Annotated in this window: 17 protein-coding genes and 1 tRNA gene; 9 read left to right on the forward strand and 9 right to left on the reverse strand. The window is 72.5% G+C overall.

Annotation, left to right across the window (positions count from 1 at the left end):
* Positions 1-383 precede the first annotated feature (383 nt).
* The 6 genes from D7231_RS19520 to D7231_RS19545 all read left to right on the forward strand — a co-directional run bounded on the left by D7231_RS19520 (position 384) and on the right by D7231_RS19545 (position 7,636).
* Positions 384-2,174, forward strand: a complete 1,791-nt coding sequence (locus tag D7231_RS19520) for an outer membrane protein assembly factor BamB family protein (protein WP_120756743.1) — start codon at positions 384-386, stop codon at positions 2,172-2,174.
* Positions 2,175-2,486: 312 nt separating this feature from the next.
* A complete protein-coding gene (locus D7231_RS19525) occupies positions 2,487-3,185 on the forward strand; it encodes a response regulator transcription factor (RefSeq protein ID WP_120756744.1) in 699 nt (232 codons plus the stop codon).
* Positions 3,186-3,259: 74 nt separating this feature from the next.
* A complete protein-coding gene (gene galT / locus D7231_RS19530) occupies positions 3,260-4,306 on the forward strand; it encodes a galactose-1-phosphate uridylyltransferase (protein WP_120756745.1) in 1,047 nt (348 codons plus the stop codon).
* Entirely contained in the window at positions 4,303-5,277 is a 975-nt protein-coding gene (gene galE, locus D7231_RS19535) for a UDP-glucose 4-epimerase GalE (RefSeq protein WP_120756746.1), read from the forward strand. The genes galT and galE overlap by 4 nt, the downstream gene beginning before the upstream one ends.
* Positions 5,274-6,434 carry a galactokinase gene (gene galK, locus D7231_RS19540; protein ID WP_120756747.1) on the forward strand — a complete coding sequence of 387 codons (1,161 nt, stop codon included), beginning with the start codon at positions 5,274-5,276 and terminating at the stop codon, positions 6,432-6,434. The genes galE and galK overlap by 4 nt, the downstream gene beginning before the upstream one ends.
* A gap of 332 nt (positions 6,435-6,766) precedes the next feature.
* Positions 6,767-7,636: a response regulator transcription factor gene (locus D7231_RS19545; RefSeq protein WP_241999798.1), complete on the forward strand. Its 870-nt coding sequence runs from the start codon at positions 6,767-6,769 to the stop codon at positions 7,634-7,636.
* On the opposite strand, the gene D7231_RS19550 is transcribed toward D7231_RS19545, so the two are convergent.
* Positions 7,595-8,092 carry a MarR family winged helix-turn-helix transcriptional regulator gene (locus D7231_RS19550; protein WP_106682081.1) on the reverse strand — a complete coding sequence of 166 codons (498 nt, stop codon included), beginning with the start codon at positions 8,090-8,092 and terminating at the stop codon, positions 7,595-7,597. The genes D7231_RS19545 and D7231_RS19550 overlap by 42 nt on opposite strands.
* 73 nt (positions 8,093-8,165) lie before the next feature.
* Here D7231_RS19550 and D7231_RS19555 point away from each other — a divergent pair, with 73 nt between their 5' ends.
* Positions 8,166-8,957: a trans-aconitate 2-methyltransferase gene (locus tag D7231_RS19555; RefSeq protein WP_120756748.1), complete on the forward strand. Its 792-nt coding sequence runs from the start codon at positions 8,166-8,168 to the stop codon at positions 8,955-8,957.
* A 309-nt stretch (positions 8,958-9,266) separates the two neighbouring features.
* Here the strand turns inward: D7231_RS19555 and D7231_RS19560 are convergent, their stop codons facing one another.
* Together D7231_RS19560 and D7231_RS19565 are read right to left on the reverse strand one after the other, a co-directional pair.
* On the reverse strand, positions 9,267-9,959 hold the full coding sequence (locus tag D7231_RS19560) for a TetR/AcrR family transcriptional regulator (RefSeq protein ID WP_194959945.1): 693 nt from the start codon (positions 9,957-9,959) through the stop codon (positions 9,267-9,269).
* Entirely contained in the window at positions 9,956-10,936 is a 981-nt protein-coding gene (locus tag D7231_RS19565; protein WP_194959944.1) for an acyl-CoA desaturase, read from the reverse strand. The genes D7231_RS19560 and D7231_RS19565 overlap by 4 nt, the downstream gene beginning before the upstream one ends.
* A gap of 194 nt (positions 10,937-11,130) precedes the next feature.
* Here D7231_RS19565 and ppc point away from each other — a divergent pair, with 194 nt between their 5' ends.
* Positions 11,131-13,854, forward strand: a complete 2,724-nt coding sequence (gene ppc / locus D7231_RS19570) for a phosphoenolpyruvate carboxylase (protein ID WP_120756750.1) — start codon at positions 11,131-11,133, stop codon at positions 13,852-13,854.
* A gap of 72 nt (positions 13,855-13,926) precedes the next feature.
* Here ppc and pth read toward each other — a convergent pair whose 3' ends face one another.
* The 5 genes from pth to D7231_RS19595 form a co-directional block, all read right to left on the reverse strand.
* The gene (pth, locus tag D7231_RS19575) at positions 13,927-14,520 is read right to left on the reverse strand and encodes an aminoacyl-tRNA hydrolase (protein ID WP_120756832.1); all 594 of its coding nucleotides are present in this window, start codon (positions 14,518-14,520) and stop codon (positions 13,927-13,929) included.
* Positions 14,521-14,618: 98 nt separating this feature from the next.
* The gene (locus D7231_RS19580; protein ID WP_120756751.1) at positions 14,619-15,194 is read right to left on the reverse strand and encodes a 50S ribosomal protein L25/general stress protein Ctc; all 576 of its coding nucleotides are present in this window, start codon (positions 15,192-15,194) and stop codon (positions 14,619-14,621) included.
* Between the two features lie 222 nt (positions 15,195-15,416).
* A complete protein-coding gene (locus D7231_RS19585) occupies positions 15,417-16,391 on the reverse strand; it encodes a ribose-phosphate diphosphokinase (protein ID WP_030365148.1) in 975 nt (324 codons plus the stop codon).
* A 73-nt stretch (positions 16,392-16,464) separates the two neighbouring features.
* Positions 16,465-17,919, reverse strand: a complete 1,455-nt coding sequence (glmU, locus tag D7231_RS19590) for a bifunctional UDP-N-acetylglucosamine diphosphorylase/glucosamine-1-phosphate N-acetyltransferase GlmU (protein ID WP_120756752.1) — start codon at positions 17,917-17,919, stop codon at positions 16,465-16,467.
* A gap of 119 nt (positions 17,920-18,038) precedes the next feature.
* Positions 18,039-18,110, reverse strand: a tRNA-Gln gene (locus D7231_RS19595).
* A 195-nt stretch (positions 18,111-18,305) separates the two neighbouring features.
* Between D7231_RS19595 and D7231_RS19600 the strand changes: the two genes are divergently transcribed.
* Positions 18,306-19,703, forward strand: coding sequence for a sensor histidine kinase (locus tag D7231_RS19600; RefSeq protein WP_120756753.1), 1,398 nt, complete (start codon positions 18,306-18,308; stop codon positions 19,701-19,703).
* Positions 19,704-19,967: 264 nt separating this feature from the next.
* Here D7231_RS19600 and D7231_RS19605 read toward each other — a convergent pair whose 3' ends face one another.
* A complete protein-coding gene (locus D7231_RS19605; protein WP_120756754.1) occupies positions 19,968-20,477 on the reverse strand; it encodes an SUKH-3 domain-containing protein in 510 nt (169 codons plus the stop codon).
* Positions 20,478-20,484: the final 7 nt, after the last annotated feature.

Raw genomic sequence — 20,484 nt, forward strand, 5'->3', positions numbered from 1 at the left:
CAGACGTGACGGTTCCGGCAGCCGCCCATGCCGCCGGACCCTCGCCGTTGTGGTGGCGCGCCGCTGCGGCGGATTCAAGGATGCGACAGCATCCTTGACCTGCCGGGCACCGGGCAGGTGAAAGGCGGTGCCCGTCACCCTTCAACCGGCCCCGGCGGCCGGGCAGCTGGGCCGGTCAAGGATGCGCCCGCATCCTTGAATCCGCCGCCGCGGCGCGTCACCACAACGGCGGATACCGGCGGTGCCGAACGCACCCAAACCCGTACGGCACCGTAGAAGCCCGGAGGGCAACGGTCTCGTCACGGCCCGGTCTCAGCCCGTGTCCCGTCCGTACCGGGTGATAAAAAGAACATCCGCCAGCCCCGCCGCAACGAGGAAAGCTGATGTCAACACCGCCCCCGCCCCAGCCGCCCAACCAGCCGCCGCAGGGCTTCGGGGCACCCAGCCCCTCGTACGGCTACCCGCCCCAGCAGCCCCCGCAGGGACCCCCGCAGCCCCCGCAGGGACCCCCCGCGGGTCAGCCCGGCTACGGCTACCCGCAGACGCCCCCGCCCCCGCCGCCCCCCGCCGCGCCGCAGACCCCGCCCCCGGGCGGCTACGGCTACCCGGGCCCGGCCGGCGGCGGCCAGCCTGCGCAGGGCTACCCGCAGTACAACGCGTACCCGACGCAGCCGCCCGGCCCGTACGGCGCCCCCGGCCAGTACCCCGGTGCGCCCGGGGGCCCGGGCGCGCCCGGCGGTGACGGCGCCAAGAAGAAGCGCATGGCGATCATCGCCGGCGCCGTCGCGGCCGTCCTCGTCCTCGCCGGCGGCGGCATCTGGTTCGCCACCAGCGGCAGCGGCGACGACGAGCCCAACGTCTCCAGCGCGGGCCAGACCGGCGGCAGCGGCGACAAGGGCAACAAGGGCGGCGGCGGAGGCGGCGGCAAGCCCAAGTCCATCGACGGCAAGATGCTCTTCAACGTCGAGCAGGAGAAGGTCGACGACCTCGTCAACACGAAGGGCATGTGGGCCACCGACCAGGCGCTCGCCAAGGCCGACGTGTACAAGATCGTCGGCTACGGCCTGGACGGCGGCAAGAAGTGGGAGCTTCCGCTTGACGGCGCCGTCTGCTGGTCCAACCCGCAGGCCACCGACGACGGCAAGGCCGTCATCCTGGTCAGCGACGGCAAGCCCAGCCAGGAGAAGAAGTACGGCGGCCCCTGCACCCAGGTCATCGCCTTCGACGTCAACAAGGGCACCAAGCTCTGGCAGAAGTCCGCCAAGTCCGGTGACCGCGACGTCATCTTCGACGAGGTCACCATCGGCGGCGGCACGGTCGCCGCGGGCGGCACCAGCGGCGGAGCCGCCTGGTCCCTGGACGACGGCAAGGAGCTGTGGGCGCCGAAGGCCGACGGCGACGACTGCCGCGACGGCGGCTACGGCGGCGGCAGCAAGCTCGTCGCCGTGCGCCGCTGCGGCGACATCGAGCGCGGCATCGTCACCATCCAGACGCTCGACCCCAAGACCGGCGCGGTGAAGTCCAAGTACCAGATGCCGCCCGGCCTGAGCTGGCCGCACATCGCCTCCACCGAGCCCCTCGTCGTCGCCGTCAACGCCGGCGGCAGCACGGGCAACGGCGCCTCCGACTTCTTCGTGGTCGACGACAGCGGCAAGGAGGGCAAGCTCCGCAGCAAGATCTCCACGGACAACGGCAAGTACGAGCCGCGCTGCCCGTCGACCGACGTCGAGGGCTGCACCAAGCTGTCCATCACCAAGGACACGCTCTACATGCCGACCGCGGACCACTCCTCCGGCAACGCGGACGGGCCCGGCCGCGTCAACGAGATCGTCGCCTTCGACCTGGCCACCGGCCAGACCAAGGGCAAGACGGACGGCACCCCCGGCTCCACCCTCGTGCCGCTGGGCACCGACAAGGACGGCTACCCGGTCGCGTACCAGATCCCGACCTACAACGCCGGCGGCAAGGTGCTGCGCATCGACCCCAAGACGTACAAGGCCGACGTGCTGCTGAAGAACGCCGACGAAACGTCACGCCCGGAGCGGGAGCTCTCGCCCGACTACCAGCAGGGCCTGTGGGCCCAGGGCCGGCTCTACCTCGGCTCGACCTCCGCGCACCGCAGCTCGGCCGCGCTGGGGAAGCAGTACATGCTGATGGCCTTCGGCGGGAGCTGACCCGACCCGGAAGGCTGACCGCCCGCGTTGACGCAACTTGATCACGGCGCTGCCCGTGCAGCGGTTTCCGACCGCTTGGCGCCGTGATCAAGCACAATTGGCGTCGGAGAAGTCGTATCCCTGCTCGTCGCGCTGCCGTGCCTGAACGATCCGTTTCAGTCGCGAAGTACACGTGATTGGCAGGGATTTCGGCATTCCGGGGGACTTCTCACCGGTAAGGGGCGCGCAACGTCGAACAAGCGTGTAGCTTCCGGGGTCGAGGGGTCGACAAGGAGACGTAGAGACGTACGCGGGGCGACAGGGGGCAAGCGCATGGGCGTGCGGCTCATGGTGGTCGATGATCACCGACTGCTGGCCGAGGCGCTCGCCTCGGCCCTGAAGCTGCGCGGGCACCGGGTCCTGGCCGCGGCCGCGCCGAGCGCGGGCGCCGCCGACCTGGTGGTGAGCCGCGCACCCGAAGTGTGCCTGCTGGGCACCGCCACACCGGCCGAGCCGGGGGCCTTCGACCCCGTCGTCCGCATCAAGCGGGAGCGGCCGCAGGTGGCCGTCGTCGTGCTCGGCCCGGTGCCGAGCCCGCTCGGCATCGCCGCGGCCTTCGCCGCCGGCGCCTCGGGCTACGTGCGGCACAACGAGCGGATCGAGGGCGTCGAGCGCGCCATGATGAAGGCGCGGGCGGGGGAGGCGGCGGTCGATCCGCAGCTCCTGCAAGGCGCGTTCGCGGAGCTGCTCAACCCCGCGGCCCAGCCGGACGACGAAGGAGCGCGGCTGCTCCAGCTCCTCACCCCGCGTGAGGTGGAGGTCCTCGTCCGGGTCGCCGAGGGGGAGGACACGCGCCTGATCGCGGCGGGCATGGGGATAGCGCCGAGCACGGCGCGCACGCACGTCCAGCGGGTGCTGATGAAGCTGGGGGTGGGGTCGCGCCTGGAAGCGGCGGCCCTGGCCGCGCGTACGGGGCTGCTGGACCGCGCGGCAGCGGGGCCCGGCCCGCTGCCCCCGCCGAGGGGTTCCTAGGGGGCCGGGGGCGTGCCCCCAGTTACGGGAAGGGGCGGGGTGGGGAGAAGGACCCCGTGAGCCCCGCGATCCCCATGAGGAAGACGGTCACCAAGCTCGCCGACGGCCGCGAGCTCATCTACTACGACTCCCGCGGCGACGTCATACGCGACGCCGCCGACCCCCGCCCCCTCCACCCCGTCCTCACCACCACCGAAATCCGCCACGACCCGATCCTCGGCGACGACGTCGCCATCGCCTCGCACCGCCAGACCCGCACCTTCCTCCCACCCGCCGAAGCGTGCCCCCTGTGCCCCTCAAGTCCCGGGCGTCCCACGGAAATCCCCGCCCCCGACTACGAGGTCGCCGTCTTCGAGAACCGCTTCCCCTCCCTCACCGGCGAGGCGGGCCGCTGCGAAGTCGTCTGCTTCACCTCCGACCACCACACCTCCTTCGCCGCCCTCGGCGAAGACCGCGCCGCCCTCGTCCTCGCCGCCTGGACCGACCGCACCGCCGGACTGGCCGCGCTCCCCGCCGTCCGGCAGGTGTTCTGCTTCGAGAACCGCGGCGAGGAGATCGGCGTGACCCTCGGCCACCCGCACGGCCAGATCTACGCGTATCCGTTCGTCACCCCGCGCACCGAGCGCATGCTCGCCTCCGCCGCCGCCCACGCGGCCCGCACGGGCGGGCGCAACCTCTTCGACGACACCGTGGCCGCCGAGCGCGACGACGGCCGCCGCACCGTCCTCGCCACCGAGCACTGGACGGCCTTCGTGCCGTACGCCGCCCACTGGCCCTACGAGGTGCACCTCTACCCCCGCCGCCGCGTGCCCGACCTGCTCGCCCTGGACGACGCGGCGCGCACAGAGTTCCCACAGGTGTACCTGGAACTCTTGCGCCGGTTCGACCGGATCTTCGGCCGGGGCGCGCCGCCGACCCCGTACGTCTCCGCCTGGCACCAGGCGCCGTTCCACGACCCCCGCAGGAGTGAATTCGCGCTCCACCTCGAGCTCTTCACCATCCGCCGGGCTCCCGGAAAGCTGAAGTTCCTCGCGGGTTCCGAATCCGGCATGAACGTGTTCATCAACGATGTGCCGCCCGAGGCCGCGGCGGAGCGACTGCGAGAGGTAGCGGGTCCATGAGCGAGAGCAGCAGGAAGTGCCTGGTCACGGGCGGCGCGGGCTACGTCGGAAGCGTCGTGGCGGCGCATCTGCTGGCCGCCGGGCACACCGTGACCGTCCTCGACGACCTCTCGACCGGGCACCGGGCCGCCGTCCCCGAAGGCGCCGCCTTCATCCACGGCCGTGTGCAGGACGCCGGGCAGTGGCTCGACAGCTCCTACGACGCCGTCCTGCACTTCGCGGCCTTCTCGCAGGTCGGCCAGTCCGTCGCCGACCCCGAGCCGTACTGGCGCAACAACGTCGGCGGCACCGCCGACCTGCTCGCCGCCATGCGCGACGCCGGCGTGCGCACTCTCGTCTTCTCCTCCACGGCCGCCACCTACGGCGAACCGGCCGCCGTCCCCATCACCGAGGACGCCCCCACCGCCCCCACCAACCCCTACGGCGCCACCAAGCTCGCCGTCGACCACATGATCGGCGGCGAGTGCGCCGCCCACGGCCTGGCCGCCGTCTCCCTGCGCTACTTCAACGTCGCGGGCGCGTACGGCCCCTACGGCGAGCGGCACGCCCCCGAGACCCACCTGATCCCGATCGTCCTCCAGGTGGCCCGCGGCGAGCGCGAGGCCGTCGCCGTCTACGGCGACGACTACCCCACCCCGGACGGCACCTGCGTCCGCGACTACATCCACGTCGCCGACCTCGCCGAGGCCCACCTCCTCGCCCTCTCCGCCGCACGCGACGGCGAACACCTCATCTGCAACCTGGGCAACGGCAACGGCTTCTCCGTCCACGAGGTCATCGAGACCGTCCGCAAGGTCACCGGCCACCCCGTCCCGCAGACCGCCGCGCCGCGCCGCCCCGGCGACCCGGCCGTCCTCGTGGCCTCCGCCGAGCGCGCCCGCGAGACCCTCGGCTGGACCCCGCGCCGCCCGGACCTCGCCGGGATCGTCGCCGACGCCTGGGAGTTCGCGCGCCGCGGGCCGGAGCAGTGAACGGCGCGGCCGAGGGCTTCGAGCGCGCTTACGGGTACGCCCCTGAGGGCGTCTGGGCCGCGCCCGGCCGCGTCAACCTCATCGGCGAGTACACGGACGTCAACGAAGGACACGTCCTGCCCATCGCCCTCCCGCACCGCACCCGCGTGGCCGCCGCGGCCCGCACGGACGGCGTGCTGCGGCTGCGCTCGCGCGAAGCGGCGGAGGCGGGCACGGCCGAGCTGTCCCTGGCCGGCCTCGCACCCGGCGGCGTCACGGGCTGGGCCGCCTACCCGGCGGGCGTCGCCTGGGCGCTGCGCGAGGCGGGCCTGCCCGTGGGCGGGGCGGACCTGTACGTGGAGAGCGACGTGCCGGCGGGCGCCGGGCTGTCGTCCTCCGCCGCCCTGGAAGTCGCCACCGCCCTGGCGCTGACCGAGCTGCACGGGGCGGTGTGCGAGCGCCCCGGCCTCGCCCGGCTCGCCCAGCGCGCCGAGAACGCCTTCGTGGGCGTCCCCTGCGGCGTCATGGACCAGACGGCGTCCGCCTGCTGCACCGCCGGCCACGCCCTGCACCTCGACACCCGCGACCTCGCGCTGCGGCAGGTGCCCTTCGACCTGGCGGCCCACGGGCTGCGGCTGCTGGTGGCCGACACCCGCGTCCGGCACGCCCTGGCCGACGGCGCCTACGCGGCGCGGCGGGCCGGCTGCGAGGCGGCGGCGCGGGCCCTGGGCGTACGGGCCCTGCGGGACGTGCCGCACGCGGAGCTGGAGGACGCGCTGGGCCGGCTCGCCGACGCGTCCCTGCGGCCCCTGGTGCGGCACGTGGTGACCGAGGGCGAGCGCGTACGGGAGGTCGTGGCGCTCCTCGCCACGGGCGAGCCGCGCAAGGCGGGGCCGCTGCTGACCGCCGGGCACGCCTCCCTCCGCGACGACTTCGCCGTCTCCTGCCCGGAGCTCGACCTGGCCGTCGCGGTCGCGAACGAAGCGGGCGCGCTCGGGGCGCGGATGACCGGCGCCGGATTCGGCGGCTCCGCGCTGGCGCTCGTGGAGGAGGGAGCGGCGGACGCGGTCGGCGCGGCCGTCACGGCGGCCTTCGCGGCGGCCGGGCACCGCCCGCCGCGGGTCTTCGCAGCGGTGGCGGGCGAAGGTGCGCGGCGGGTGCTCCGGGGCGAGGGGTGAAACCGGGCCGGCGGGCCCTGCCCGATCGTGCAGTCGCGCATGGTCAACTTCGCGTCGTTCCACGTCGTTCACTGCCTCAATACTGAACAGAAAGCTCACCATAAACAGGCGGGTCGAGCAGTTTTGCCAATCGGCTTCCGTTGCGGGACCCCCGCCGTACGCTGATGCACAGTGCCGGTGGGGGCCGGCGCTGATCAGGGGGCGAGACAGGCAGGTACGACGCCCGGGGCGGGGTGGAAGTCGACAAGTGCGGCGGCGGCCGTGCGGTGTGCGGCGGCCCCGGACCGGGCGCCGTACCCGCACTGACCGCCGCCCAGGATATGGGGGTGGCTGTGGCACGTATTCGGGTACTGGTGGTCGACGACCACCGCATCTTCGCCGAGTCGCTCGCCGCCGCCCTCGCGGCCGAGCAGGACGTGGAGGTCTCGGCGGCCGGCAGCGGGCCGGCGGCGCTGCGCGCGCTGGAGAGGGCGGCGGCCGAGGGGCGCCGCTTCGACGTGCTGCTGATCGACGCCGATCTCGGCACGGTCGGGCAGGACGGCGCCGGGGTGGTGCCGGGCCAGCTCAGGGGGCCGGCGCCGCACGGCGCGGGCCTCGGGCCCGGCCACGGTCCGGGTCACGGCCCGGCCCACGGCGTGGGCCATGTGCCGCCCGTGCACGACGGCGGCGGGTCCGGTGAGGGCACGGTCGACGGGATCTCGCTCGTGGCCGGGGTGCGCACCGCGCACCCCGCGGTGCGCACGGTGGTCCTCGCCGAGCGCGACGACCCACGGAGGGCCGCGGCGGCCCTCCAGGCGGGCGCCGGCGGCTGGGTGGCCAAGGACTGCTCGCTGTCCCGGCTGCTGGCCGTCATCAGGGGCGTCCTGCGCGATGAGACGCACCTGCCGCCCGCCCTGCTCACGGGCGTGCTGCGGGAGCTCACGGCGGCCCGCAAGCACCGCACGGAGAGCGAGCGGCTCGTGGAGTCGCTGACGCCGCGCGAGCGGGAAGTGCTGCGCTGCATGGTGGCCGGGCTGGGCCGCAAGGCCGTCGCCGAGCGGCTCTACCTCTCCCCGCACACCGTCCGCACCCACATGCAGAACGTGCTGGGGAAGCTGGGCGTCCACTCCACCCTCGCCGCGGTCGCGCTCGCGCGCCGCGCCGGGGTCGGGCCCGTGGACCTAACCGGGAGTGTTGTCGAACGGGGCGGTCAGCTGGCGTAGTAGATCGGCCAGCTCGCGGCGCTGGGTGCGGGACAGCTCGGAGAGGATGGCGCGCTCCTGCTCCAGGAGCCCGGCCAGGGCCTCGTCCGCGCGGTCCCGCCCCTCGTCCGTGAGGCGTACGAGCACGCCCCGGCGGTCGCTCGGGTCCGGCTCGCGCCGGACCAGGCCCTTCTTGGCGAGCCGGTCGATGCGGTTGGTCATCGTGCCGGACGTGACCAGCGTCTGGGTCAGCAGCTGCCCCGGCGAGAGCTGGTACGGGGCCCCGGCGCGGCGCAGCGCGGTCAGCACGTCGAACTCCCACGGTTCGAGCTCGTGCTCGGCGAAGGCGAGGCGGCGGGCGCGGTCGAGGTGGCGGGCCAGCCTGCTCACGCGGCTGAGCACCTCGAGTGGCTCCACGTCGAGGTCAGGGCGCTCGCGACGCCACGCTGAAACCAGCCGATCGACCTCGTCCTCCATGACGATCAGTGTAGAGGGTCTGTCGACATGAAGTCTCTTGACGTCAAGATACTTAGGTGGCGATCCTGGAGGTATGACCACTCACGCTGCCACGCCTGTCTGGGACCCGGAGCAGTACCTGCGTCACTCCGGCCCCCGCGCCCGGCCCTTCCACGACCTGCTGGCCCGCGTACCGGTGCGCGATCCCGCGCGGATCGTGGACCTCGGGTGCGGCCCGGGGAACGTCACGGCACTGCTCGCCGAGCGGTGGCCCGGGGCGCGCATCACGGGCCTGGACACCTCGGAAGAGATGCTGCGGCAGGCGCGGGAGCGCCTTCCCGGCGCGGAATTCGTCCACGCGGACCTGCGGGGATGGGCGCCGGAAGGCGCGTACGACCTGATCATCTCCAGCGCGACGTTCCAGTGGGTGCGGGGGCACGCGGAGCTGTTCCCCAGGTGGGTGGAGGGGGTCGCCCCGGACGGGGTCTTCGCCTTCACGGTGCCGGGCAACTTCGACGCGCCCAGCCATGTCCTGCTGCACGAGCTCTGCGAGAGCGGGGCGTGGCGGAGCCGGCTGGGAGGGCTCTACCGCCCCGGGTACGTGCTGACGCCCACGGAGTACTTGGAGCGGCTGGCGGGCCTGGGGCTGACCGTGGACGCCTGGGAGACGACGTACGTGCACGCCCTCCCGGGCGAGGATGCGGTCCTGGACTGGACGAAGGGCACGACGCTGCGGCCGGTCCTGACGGCGCTGGGCGACGACGAGGAGGCGACGACGCGGTTCCTGTCGCAGTACGGGGCGCTCCTGCGCGAGGCCTACCCCCGGGGCCCCCACGGCACGCTCTTCCCGTTCCGGCGCGTTTTCGCCGTGGCTCGCCGGGGCTGACCTCCGGTCCGGGGCGTGAAAGGGGCTCCGCCCCTTTCTTCCCGCCGCGACGGCGATCAGCCCCAGCGCTGCTGTCCGGCGGCGCCGGGCGCACCTGAGCCCGTACGGCACCGCCGGGCTCCACCGTGGTGGCTGATCGCCGCTGCGGCGGTTTCAAGGATGCGAGCGCATCCTTGACCTGCGCGGACCTGCGCGGCGAGCGCACCGGTGAAGGGGCTCGGGCCCTTCGAATCCGCCGCCGCGGTGAGCAACCACCGCGGACGTACTCGGCGGTGCCGAGCCCACCGCACCCCGTACGCCGGGGCACCGCTACGCGCGACGGTGCCCCACAAGCCGCGGCTTCGGCTCCAGGCCGTCCAGGCCGTGCCACGCCAGGTTCACCAGATGCGCCGCCACCTCCGCCTTCTTCGGCTTGCGGACGTCCAGCCACCACTGGCCCGTGAGGGCCACCATGCCGACGAGGGCCTGGGCGTACAGCGGGGCGAGCTTCGCGTCGAAGCCGCGGGCCTTGAACTCCAGGCCGAGGATGTCCTCGACCTGCGTGGCGATGTCGCTGATCAGAGAGGCGAACGTGCCCGTCGACTGGGCCACCGGCGAATCCCGGACGAGGATGCGGAAGCCGTCCGTATACCGCTCGATGTAGTCCAGCAGGGCGAACGCCGCCTGCTCCAGCAGCTCCCGCGGGTGGCCCGCGGTCAGCGCCCCCGTGACCATGTCGAGCAGCTGCCGCATCTCGCGGTCGACGACCACCGCGTACAGCCCCTCCTTGCCGCCGAAGTGCTCGTAGACGACCGGCTTGGAGACCCCGGCCTTCGCCGCGATCTCTTCGACCGACGTGCCCTCGAACCCCCGCTCGGCGAAGAGTGTGCGACCGATGTCCAGCAGCTGCTCCCGGCGCTCCGCGCCGGTCATCCGCACCCGCCGGGCGCGGCGGGCCCCCGCAGCAGGGGCCCGGTCCTTGTTACTGGTGGTATTGCTGTCGATCGCCACGCTGTCAATCATGCCGCCTCGGCGGCACTCTCCTTCCGTCGGGAGTCCAGGCGGTCGGCCTTGGGCCACCGCACGTCGTAGGCCCAGCCCGCCTGCTCGAACCAGCGGATCAGGCGGGCGCTGGAGTCCAGCTGCCCCTTCAGCACACCATGCCGGGCCGACGTCGGGTCCGCGTGGTGCAGGTTGTGCCAGGACTCGCCGCAGGAGAGGATCGCCAGCCACCACACGTTGCCCGAGCGGTCACGCGACTTGAACGGCCGCTTGCCCACGGCGTGGCAGATCGAATTGATCGACCACGTCACATGGTGCAGCAGGGCGACCCGGACCAGCGAACCCCAGAAGAACGCCGTGGCCGCCCCCTGCCAGGACCAGGTGGCCAGACCGCCGACGAGCGGTGGGATCAGCAGGGACACCGACGTCCACAGCACGAACTGGCGGGAGATCGCCCGGATCATGGGGTCCTTGATCAGATCGGGCGCGTACTTGTGCTGCGGGGTCTGCTCCTCGTCGAACATCCAGCCGACGTGGGCCCACCACAGCCCCTTCATCAGCGCCGGCACCGTCTCGCCGAAGCGCCACGGCGAGTGCGGGTCCCCCTCCGCGTCCGAGAACCGGTGGTGCCGGCGGTGGTCGGCGACCCAGCGCACCAGCGGGCCCTCCACCGCCATCGACCCCATGATCGCCAGCGCGGCCCGCAGCGGCCGCTTGGCCTTGAACGAGCCGTGCGTGAAATAGCGGTGGAAGCCGATCGTGATGCCGTGGCAGCCGATGAAGTACATCGCGACCATCAGCCCGAGATCCAGCCAGCTCACCCCCCAGCCCCAGGCCAGCGGGACCGCCGCGACCAGGGCGAGGAACGGCACGGTGATGAAGAGCAGCAGGGCGAGCTGCTCGACGGAACGCTTGCTGTCGCTGCCCAGCGTGGCGGAGGGGAGCGGGGCTTCCTGGGCCTTCGGCGCGTCTTCGAGCACGTCGGGGCTTGCAGTCATGGGTTCCCTCATGGGGGTCGGAGCATGGCTACGGTTCCGTAACCTACGGCTTCGTAAGTATGGCAGGGCGGGGGCGGGGAGCAAGAGGGCTGTGGATAACCGCGCGTCGTGCGGAGACCTATGCTGGTGGGCGTCGGACAGCGCGGTCCGCAACCCCTCCAGACGTGCCGGAAACTCTGCAAGGAGCAGCACCTGTGAGCAGTGCCGACAACACCAACGCCGCCCTGCGCGCCGACATCCGCCGGCTCGGCGATCTCCTCGGCGAGACCCTGGTCCGCCAGGAGGGGGAAGAGCTCCTCGACCTCGTGGAGCGGGTCCGTGCCCTGACCCGCAGCGACGGCGAGGCCGCCGCCGAGCTGCTCGGCGCGACCGACCTGGAGACCGCCGCCAAGCTCGTGCGCGCCTTCTCCACCTACTTCCACCTGGCGAACGTCACCGAGCAGGTGCACCGCGGCCGCGAGCTCGGCGCCAAGCGCGCCGCCGAGGGCTCGATCCTCGCCCGCACCGCGGACCAGCTCAAGGAAGCCGACCCCGACCACGTGCAGCAGACCGTCGAGAACCTCGGCGTCCGCCCCGTCTTCACCGCACACCCCACCGAGGCCGCCCGCCGCAGCGTCCTCAACAAGCTCCGCCGCATCGCCGCCCTCCTCGACACCCTCGCCGCGGGCACCGGCGACAAGCGCCGCACCGACCTGCGCCTCGCCGAGAACATCGACCTGCTCTGGCAGACCGACGAGCTGCGCGTCGCCCGCCCCGAGCCCACCGACGAGGCCCGCAACGCCATCTACTACCTCGACGAGCTCCACGCCAACGCCGTCGGCGACGTCCTGGAGGACCTCGCCGCCGAGCTGGAGCGCGTCGGCGTCACCCTGCCGCCCACCACCCGCCCCCTGACCTTCGGCACCTGGATCGGCGGCGACCGCGACGGCAACCCCAACGTGACCCCCCAGGTCACCTGGGACGTCCTCCTCCTCCAGTACGAGCACGGCATCACCGACGCCCTCGACCTCGTCGACGAGCTGCGCGGGGCCCTCTCCAACTCCATCCGCAACAGCGGCGCCACCGAGGAGCTCCTCTCCTCCCTCCAGCGCGACCTCGAGCTCCTGCCCGAGATCAGCCCGCGCTACAAGCGCCTCAACGCGGAAGAGCCCTACCGCCTCAAGGCCACCTGCGTCCGCCAGAAGCTCGTCAACACCCGCGAGCGCCTCGCCCGCAACACCCCCCACGAAGAGGGCCGCGACTACCTCGGCACCACCGAGCTCCTCGCCGACCTCCAGATCCTCCAGGACTCGCTGCGCGCCCACCGCGGCCGCCTCATCGCCGACGGCCGCCTGGAGCGCGCCCTGCGCACCCTCGCCGCCTTCGGCCTCCACCTGGCCACCATGGACGTCCGCGAGCACGCCGACGCCCACCACCACGCCCTCGGCCAGCTCTTCGACCGCCTCGGCGAGGAGTCCTGGCGCTACGCCGACATGCCGCGGGACTACCGCCGCAAGCTCCTCGCCAAGGAGCTGCGCTCGCGCCGCCCCCTGGCCCCCAGCCCCGCCCCCCTCGACGCGGCCGGCGCCAAGACCCTCGGCGTCTTCGGCACCATCCGCGAGGCCCTGGAGAAGTTCGGCCCCGAGGTCGTCGAGTCGTACATCATCTCGATGTGCCAGGGCGCCGACGACGTCTTCGCCGCCGCCGTCCTGGCCCGCGAAGCCGGCCTCATCGACCTCCACACGGGCTGGGCCAAGATCGGCATCGTGCCCCTCCTGGAGACCACCGACGAGCTCAAGGAAGCCGACCGCATCCTCGACGACATGCTCGCGGACCCCTCCTACCGGCGCCTGGTGGCGCTGCGCGGCGACGTCCAGGAAGTCATGCTGGGCTACTCCGACTCCTCCAAGTTCGGCGGCATCACCACCTCCCAGTGGGAGATCCACCGCGCCCAGCGCCGCCTCCGCGACGTCGCCCACCGCTACGGCGTCCGCCTCCGCCTCTTCCACGGCCGCGGCGGCACCGTCGGCCGCGGCGGCGGCCCCACGCACGACGCGATCCTCGCGCAGCCCTGGGGCACCCTCGAAGGCGAGATCAAGGTCACCGAGCAGGGCGAGGTCATCTCCGACAAGTACCTCATCCCGGCCCTCGCCCGCGAGAACCTGGAACTGACGGTCGCCGCGACCCTCCAGGCCTCCGCCCTGCACACCGCGCCCCGACAGTCCGACGAGGCCCTGGCCCGCTGGGACGCGGCCATGGACACCGTCTCCGACGCCGCCCACTCCGCCTACCGGCGCCTGGTCGAGGACCCCGACCTCCCCGCGTACTTCTTCGCCTCCACCCCCGTCGACCAGCTCGCCGAGCTCCACCTCGGCTCGCGCCCCTCGCGCCGCCCCGACTCCGGCGCCGGCCTCGACGGCCTCCGCGCCATCCCCTGGGTCTTCGGCTGGACCCAGTCCCGCCAGATCGTGCCCGGCTGGTTCGGCGTCGGCTCCGGCCTCAAGGCCGCCCGCGAAGCCGGCCTCGACACCGTCCTGGACGAGATGCACGAGCACTGGCACTTCTTCCAGAACTTCCTGTCCAACGTCGAGATGACCCTCGCCAAGACCGACCTGCGCATCGCCCAGCACTACGTCGACACCCTCGTCCCCGACGACCTCAAGCACGTCTTCGACGTCATCAAGGCCGAGCACGAGCTCACCGTGCAGGAAGTGCTGCGCATCACCGGCGAGGCGGAGCTCCTCGACGCCAGCCCGGTCCTCCGCCAGACCTTCCGCGTACGGGACGCCTACCTGGACCCGATCTCGTACCTCCAGGTGACGCTCCTGCACCGCCAGCGCCTCGCCGCGGAGAACGGCGAGAGCCCCGACCCGCTGCTGGGCCGGGCCCTGCTGCTGACCGTCAACGGCGTTGCGGCGGGCCTGCGCAACACGGGCTGACGCCGGCGCACCTACGCGAAGCGGCCCCTCGCCACAGGGCGAGGGGCCGCTTCGCGCATATACAGGGGGCAGTCAGGAGTTGTACGTGGTCTGGGCCCGCTCCAGACCGTCCACGATCAGGGACTCCACCGCGTCCGCGGCCCGGTCGACCTGGTAGTCCAGTTCCTTCCGCTCCGTGGACGAGAAGTCCTTGAGCACGAAGTCCGCCACCTGCATCCGGCCCGGCGGCCGCCCGATCCCGAAACGTACGCGCAGATAGTCCGGACCCAGCGCCTTCGTGATCGACTTCAGGCCGTTGTGGCCGTTGTCGCCGCCGCCGAGCTTCAGCCGCAGCGTGCCGTAGTCGATGTCCAGCTCGTCGTGGACGGCGATGACCCGGTCCGCCGGCACCTTGTAGAAGTCGCGCAGCGCGGCCGTCGGCCCGCCCGACAGATTCATGAACGACATCGGCTTGGCCACCACGACCCGCCGGCTCGATGGGCCGGGCGCGCCGAGGCGGCCCTCGACGACCTGGGCCCGCGAGGCCTTGTGCGCCTTGAACTTGGCGCCCATCCGCTCCGCGAGCAGGTCCGCGACCATGAAGCCCACGTTGTGGCGGTTGCCCGCGTACTCCGGCCCGGGGTTGCCCAGGCCCACGATCAGCCAGGGGCTGGAGTCGTCCGTCATCTGCATGTCTCCTTCATAGCCAACCGCTCAAAGCCGACCGCCGTCCCACTCCGGTGGAGCGGGACGGCGGTCGGAAGAAAAGCCGGGTGCGGCGAGGATCAGGCCTCGGTGCCCTCGGCCTCGGCCGGGGCCTCGGTCGAACCGGCGACGACGTGCAGGACCACGGCGTCGGCGTCGACGGCGAGGGCGACACCGGCCGGCAGGACGACGTCCTTGGCCAGGACGGAGGCGCCGGCCTCCAGGCCCGCGATGGAGACGATGACGGCCTCGGGGATGTGGGTGGCCTCAGCCTCGACCGGCAGGGCGGTCAGGGTGTGCTCGAGCAGGTTGCCGCCGGGGGCCAGGTCGCCCTCGGTCTGGACCGGGATCTCGACGGTGACGGTCTCGCCGCGCTTCACGACCAGCAGGTCGACGTGCTCGAGGAAGCCCTTGAGGGCGTCACGCTGGACGGCCTTGGGGATGACGAGCTCGTCGCGGCCCTCGATGTCCACGGACAGCAGGACGTTCGGGGTCTTGAGGGCCATCATCAGGTCGTGACCCGGCAGGGTGATGTGGACCGGCTCGGAACCGTGGCCGTAGACGACGGCGGGAACCTGGTTGGCGCGGCGGATGCGGCGGGCGGCACCCTTGCCGAACTCGGCACGGACCTGGGCGGGGATCTTGATCTCAGCCATGGTGCACTCCTCGTGAGCGGTGATCGTGGACCGTTACCCGGCCACATACGGACCTGCTACGAAGAGCGCGTCGATAACGGACCGCCGCACATGAGTGCGGCCTCCCTCGCCGAGCAACTCTGGGAGTGTACCCGGCGGGGGAGGCCGCTCAGAAATCGATCAGGACCCTCACGGACCCGGGCCGATCGTTTTTGCAGCCGGCAGGCTAGGGCTGCGGGAGGCTCACTGCTCCTCGAACAGGCTCGTCACCGAGCCGTCCTCGAAGACCTCGCGCACGGCGCGCGCGATCGTCGGCGCGATCGACAGCACCGTGATCTTGTCGAGCTCCAGCTCGCCCGGCGTCGGCAGCGTGTTCGTGAAGACGAACTCGCTCACCTTGGAGTTCTTCAGACGGTCCGCGGCCGGGCCCGAGAGCACGCCGTGGGTGGCCGTCACGATGACGTCCTCGGCACCGTTCGCGAACAGGGCGTCCGCGGCGGCGCAGATCGTGCCACCGGTGTCGATCATGTCGTCGACCAGGACGCAGACGCGGCCCTTCACGTCACCGACGACCTCGTGCACCGTCACCTGGTTGGCGACATCCTTGTCACGGCGCTTGTGGACGATCGCCAGCGGCGCGCCCAGGCGGTCGCACCAGCGGTCGGCGACGCGCACGCGGCCGGCGTCCGGGGAGACGACGGTCAGCTTCTCGCGGTCGACCTTGGCGCCCACGTAGTCCGCGAGGATCGGCAGCGCGAACAGGTGGTCCACCGGGCCGTCGAAGAAGCCCTGGATCTGGTCCGTGTGCAGGTCGACCGTGAGGATCCGGTCCGCGCCCGCCGTCTTGAACAGATCGGCGATCAGGCGGGCCGAGATCGGCTCACGGCCGCGGTGCTTCTTGTCCTGACGGGCATAGCCGTAGAAGGGCACGACCACCGTGATGGAGCGGGCCGACGCGCGCTTCAGCGCGTCGAGCATGATCAGCTGCTCCATGACCCACTTGTTGATGGGAGCCGTGTGGCTCTGCATCAGGAAGCAGTCCGCGCCACGCGCCGACTCCTGGAAGCGGACGTAGATCTCGCCGTTGGCGAAGTCGAATGCCTTGGTCGGGACCAGGCCGACGCCCAGCTGGTGCGCGACCTCCTCGGCAAGCTCGGGGTGGGCGCGGCCGGAGAAGAGCATCAGCTTCTTCTCGCCGGTCGTCTTGATCCCGGTCACAGCACAGTCTCCTTGGATGTCGCTTTGTGTGCGCTTATCACGGTACGCCCCGCACGACGTACCCGTGTCACGGTCACTGCTCGCCGTCGGTCTCCCGGTGAGCGGCGGAAGCGGCCTGTGCGGCTGCGCTTCCCGGGCGCTTACGTGCCACCCAGCCCTCGATATTCCGCTGCTGTCCACGTGCGACGGCCAGCGAACCCGGGGGCACATCCTTGGTGATGACCGAGCCGGCAGCGGTGTACGCGCCGTCCCCGATCGTGACCGGAGCCACAAACATGTTGTCCGATCCGGTACGGCAGTGCGAGCCGATCGTGGTGTGGTGCTTGTTCACACCGTCGTAGTTCACGAAGACGCTCGCCGCGCCGATGTTGCTGTACTCGCCGATCGTCGCGTCACCGACGTAGGACAGGTGGGGCACCTTGGTGCCCTCGCCGATCTCGGCGTTCTTCATCTCGACGTACGCGCCGGCCTTCGACTTCGCGCCGAGCTTCGTGCCCGGGCGCAGGTAGGCGAAGGGGCCGACAGTGGCGCCCTCGCCGATCAGGGCCGAGTCCGCGACGGTGTTGTCCACGCGGGCGCCCGCGCCGACGGTGGTGTCCGCCAGGCGCGTGTTCGGGCCGACCTCGCTGCCGGCGGCCAGGCTGGTGGCGCCCGTCAGCTGGGTGCCGGGGTGGACGAGCACGTCCGCCTCGAAGGAGACCGTGACGTCGATCCAGGTCGACGCCGGGTCCACGACCGTCACGCCGCTCATCATCGCCGCGTGCAGCAGCCGCTCGTTGAGCAGCTTGCGGGCCTCGGCGAGCTGGACGCGGTTGTTGATGCCGAGGATCTCCCGGTGGTCGTCCGCGACGGCCGCGCCCACCCGGTGCCCGGCCTCGCGCAGGATGCCCAGGACGTCCGTCAGGTACTCCTCGCCCTGGCTGTTGTCCGTGCGGACCTTGCCGAGGGCGTCCGTCAGCAGCTGGGCGTCGAACGCGAACACCCCGGAGTTGATCTCGCGGATCGCGCGCTGCTCGTCGCCGGCGTCCTTGTGCTCGACGATCGCCGTGACGGCGCCGGCGCCGTCGCGCACGATGCGCCCGTAGCCGGTGGAGTCGGGGACCTCGGCGGTCAGCACGGTGACGGCGTTGCCGTCGGCGGCGTGGGTGTCGCTGAGGGTCTTGAGCGTGGCGCCGGTGAGCAGCGGGGTGTCGCCGCAGACGACGACGACCGTGCCGTCGAGGACGATCCCGCTGTTCGACAGCTCTTCCAGGCCCATGCGCACGGCGTGGCCGGTGCCGTTCTGCTCGTACTGGACGGCGGTGCGGACCTCGGGGTCGATCTGCGCGAGGTGCGCGGAGACCTGCTCGCGGGCGTGCCCGACGATCACGACGAGGTGCTCGGGGTCCAGTTCGCGGGAGGCGGCGACGACGTGGCCGACGAGGGAACGTCCGCAGATGGCGTGCAGGACCTTGGGGGTCGCCGACTTCATGCGGGTGCCCTCACCCGCTGCGAGAACGACGACGGCTGCCGGGCGGTTGGCGCTCACGGGTGTGCCCTTCGGCTTCGGGTGGTGGACATCCGAAGGATACCGGTGCGTTTTACTGCTGAAACGCGGGCGGGTCCTGACCTGGGCGGTCAGGACCCGAAGTATTTCGAAACCTTGCGCTCCCCCGCCAGGACTCGAACCCGGACAAATGGCACCAAAAGCCACGGTGCTGCCAATTACACCACGGGGGATGGTAGAGCTCACCAAAACGGACAAATTTCTAGATCGCCGCCTTGGCCCCCACCACTATGCCGTACCACCGGCCTCCGACGCGACGGTGCGGCTCGGCGCTTCTCCGGACGCCGCCGGCGGGGCGCCCCCGGCGGCTGCCGCCGAGGTTGTCGCGGACAGGAAAAGCCGTGGCGGGCTTCCGTAGTCTGGGTGGTATGACCACAACGGGGGCAAACGCGGAGGCGGGCGCGCGCGGCGCGCCGGACGGGCCTTGGTGGTGGGCGCGGCGGCGGAGCATGGTGTTCGACGTCGTGCTGGCGTTGGTGTCCGCGCTGGAGTGCGCGGCGGAGGGCGCGGCGTTCGCCGGTGATCACGGGATGCCGATGGCGCTCCCGACGCTGGTGGGGCTGCTTGTCGGTGCCACCTTGATCTTCCGGCGCCGGTGGCCGGTGGCCGTGGTGCTGCTGGGGATCGCGATCACCCCGGCCGAGCTGGGGTTCCTGCTCGGGATCGTCGGGCTGTACACGCTGGCCGCGTCGGACGTGCCGCGCCGGCTGACGGTGATCCTGGCCGGGGTGTCCGTGCTGGGGACGTTCGCGGTCACGCTGGCGAAGTTCCACCAGAACGTGGCCGACGACGGCACCCCGCAGGACCTGTGGGCGATGCTGTTCTTCTCGGCCCTGGTGGCGCTGGGGCTCACGGCGCCCCCCGTCCTGACGGGGCTGTACGTGGGCGCGCGGCGCCGGCTGGTCGAGAGCCTGCGGGAGCGGGCGGACGGCCTGGAGCGCGAGCTGTCGCTGCTCGCGGAGCGGGCCGAGGAGCGCGCGGTCTGGGCGCGCAACGAGGAGCGGACGCGCATCGCGCGCGAGATGCACGACGTCGTGGCGCACCGGGTGTCGCTGATGGTGGTGCACGCGGCCGCGTTGCAGGCGGTGGCGCTGAAGGACCCCGAGAAGGCCTCGCGGAACGCGGGCCTGGTGGGGGACATGGGCCGGCAGGCGCTGACCGAGCTGCGGGAGATGCTCGGGGTGCTGCGGACGTCTTCCGAGGAGTCGCTGCCCGAGGCGGCTTCGGCGCTGGACTCGCGGCGGCTGGCGGAGGTGGCCGCGGCGGCTTCGGCGCGGGTGTCCGCCGGGGTCGGTGCCGCGGGCCGGGCCGGGGCCGGTCCGGTGGACGGCGGGTCGCCGTCCGGTGACGGTCCGTGCCTGGACGGCCTGGAGGATCTCGTCGGGCAGTCGCGGGCGGCCGGGATGGTCGTGGAGCTGTCCGTGGAGGGCGAGGAGCGTGCGTACGGCGCACGGGTCGAGAGCACGGCGTACCGCGTGGTGCAGGAGGCGCTGACCAACGTCCACAAGCACGCGCCGGGGGCGAAGGCCGTCGTGCGCGTGGCGCATCGCGGGGGCGAGGTGGCGCTTCAGGTGGAGAACGGCCCGTCGGACGGCGGTGCGGCCGCGCCCGGCCTGCCGAGCGGCGGCAACGGCCTGGTGGGGATGCGCGAGCGGGTGTCGGCGCTGGGCGGTGTGTTCGTGTCGGGCGCGACGGACGCGGGTGGTTTCCGGGTGTCGGCCGTCATACCGGCGGGGGCGGCGGACGGCGTCGGCGCGGGGGCGTAGGGCGGCGCGGGGGCGCGTGGCGGGGCCGCGGGCGCTCGGCCTTTCCGGTTCGGCGGGGTGTGTGCCGTTGTGTGACCGGTCGGCGGCGGGCTGGTTTTCGGCCGGTTCTCGCCTGGCTTTTGGCCGGTTCGTGTTGCTCCGGTCGGCGGCGTTCGTACGGGGATCCGCGTTCATACGGGGATCCGTACGCGTACGCGTGCCCGGCTCGTACGCGTACCCGTACGGAACGGACTCGTACGCGCACCCGTACCCGTACGGAACGGATCAGCGGCGTCCCGTGCCCGCCGACAGCCGCGACGGCCGGGTCCCGCTGACGAGCGTGCCGATGGCGTGGTCGATGTCCGAGCCGAGGTACCAGTCGCCGCTGTGGTCGAGGCTGTAGACGCGGCCGTGGGCGTCGATGGCGAGCAGCGCCTGCCCGTCCGCCTCCTGGCCGAGCGGGCACACGTCGGCTCCGAGCGCGCGTCCCAGGTCGGCGACGGTGCGGGCGAGGTGGAGGCCGTGCAGCGGGTCGACGTGGAAGGGCGTGGGGGCGATGTGCCGGCCCGGCCCGGTCCCGGTGATGTGCAGGCCGCCGAACTCGGCCCAGGCCTCGACGGCGGCGGGGAAGACGGTGTGCCGGTGGCCGGCGGGGGAGGAGTGGGCGCGCAGGGCGTCGGCCCAGTTCTCGGCGGCCTTGATGTCCCAGCGCCCGGGCTGCCAGCCGGCTTCGCGCAGGGCGGCGTCGACGGCGGCGGGGAAGCGGGTGGCCGCGGTGCGGTCGAAGGCGCGCATGTGGTGG

The organism is Streptomyces klenkii, from assembly GCF_003626645.1.
Classification (GTDB): domain Bacteria; phylum Actinomycetota; class Actinomycetes; order Streptomycetales; family Streptomycetaceae; genus Streptomyces; species Streptomyces klenkii.

Coding starts and splice junctions, on each gene's coding strand:
- galT (WP_120756745.1), top strand. CDS start 3,260: ATGAGGAAGACGGTCACCAAGCTCGCCGACGGCCGCGAGCTCATCTAC.
- D7231_RS19600 (WP_120756753.1), top strand. CDS start 18,306: ATGACCACAACGGGGGCAAACGCGGAGGCGGGCGCGCGCGGCGCGCCG.
- D7231_RS19605 (WP_120756754.1), bottom strand. CDS start 20,477: ATGCGCGCCTTCGACCGCACCGCGGCCACCCGCTTCCCCGCCGCCGTC.
- D7231_RS19550 (WP_106682081.1), bottom strand. CDS start 8,092: ATGGAGGACGAGGTCGATCGGCTGGTTTCAGCGTGGCGTCGCGAGCGC.
- pth (WP_120756832.1), bottom strand. CDS start 14,520: ATGACGGACGACTCCAGCCCCTGGCTGATCGTGGGCCTGGGCAACCCC.
- D7231_RS19565 (WP_194959944.1), bottom strand. CDS start 10,936: ATGACTGCAAGCCCCGACGTGCTCGAAGACGCGCCGAAGGCCCAGGAA.
- D7231_RS19555 (WP_120756748.1), top strand. CDS start 8,166: ATGACCACTCACGCTGCCACGCCTGTCTGGGACCCGGAGCAGTACCTG.
- D7231_RS19560 (WP_194959945.1), bottom strand. CDS start 9,959: ATGATTGACAGCGTGGCGATCGACAGCAATACCACCAGTAACAAGGAC.
- D7231_RS19580 (WP_120756751.1), bottom strand. CDS start 15,194: ATGGCTGAGATCAAGATCCCCGCCCAGGTCCGTGCCGAGTTCGGCAAG.
- D7231_RS19520 (WP_120756743.1), top strand. CDS start 384: ATGTCAACACCGCCCCCGCCCCAGCCGCCCAACCAGCCGCCGCAGGGC.
- galE (WP_120756746.1), top strand. CDS start 4,303: ATGAGCGAGAGCAGCAGGAAGTGCCTGGTCACGGGCGGCGCGGGCTAC.
- D7231_RS19525 (WP_120756744.1), top strand. CDS start 2,487: ATGGGCGTGCGGCTCATGGTGGTCGATGATCACCGACTGCTGGCCGAG.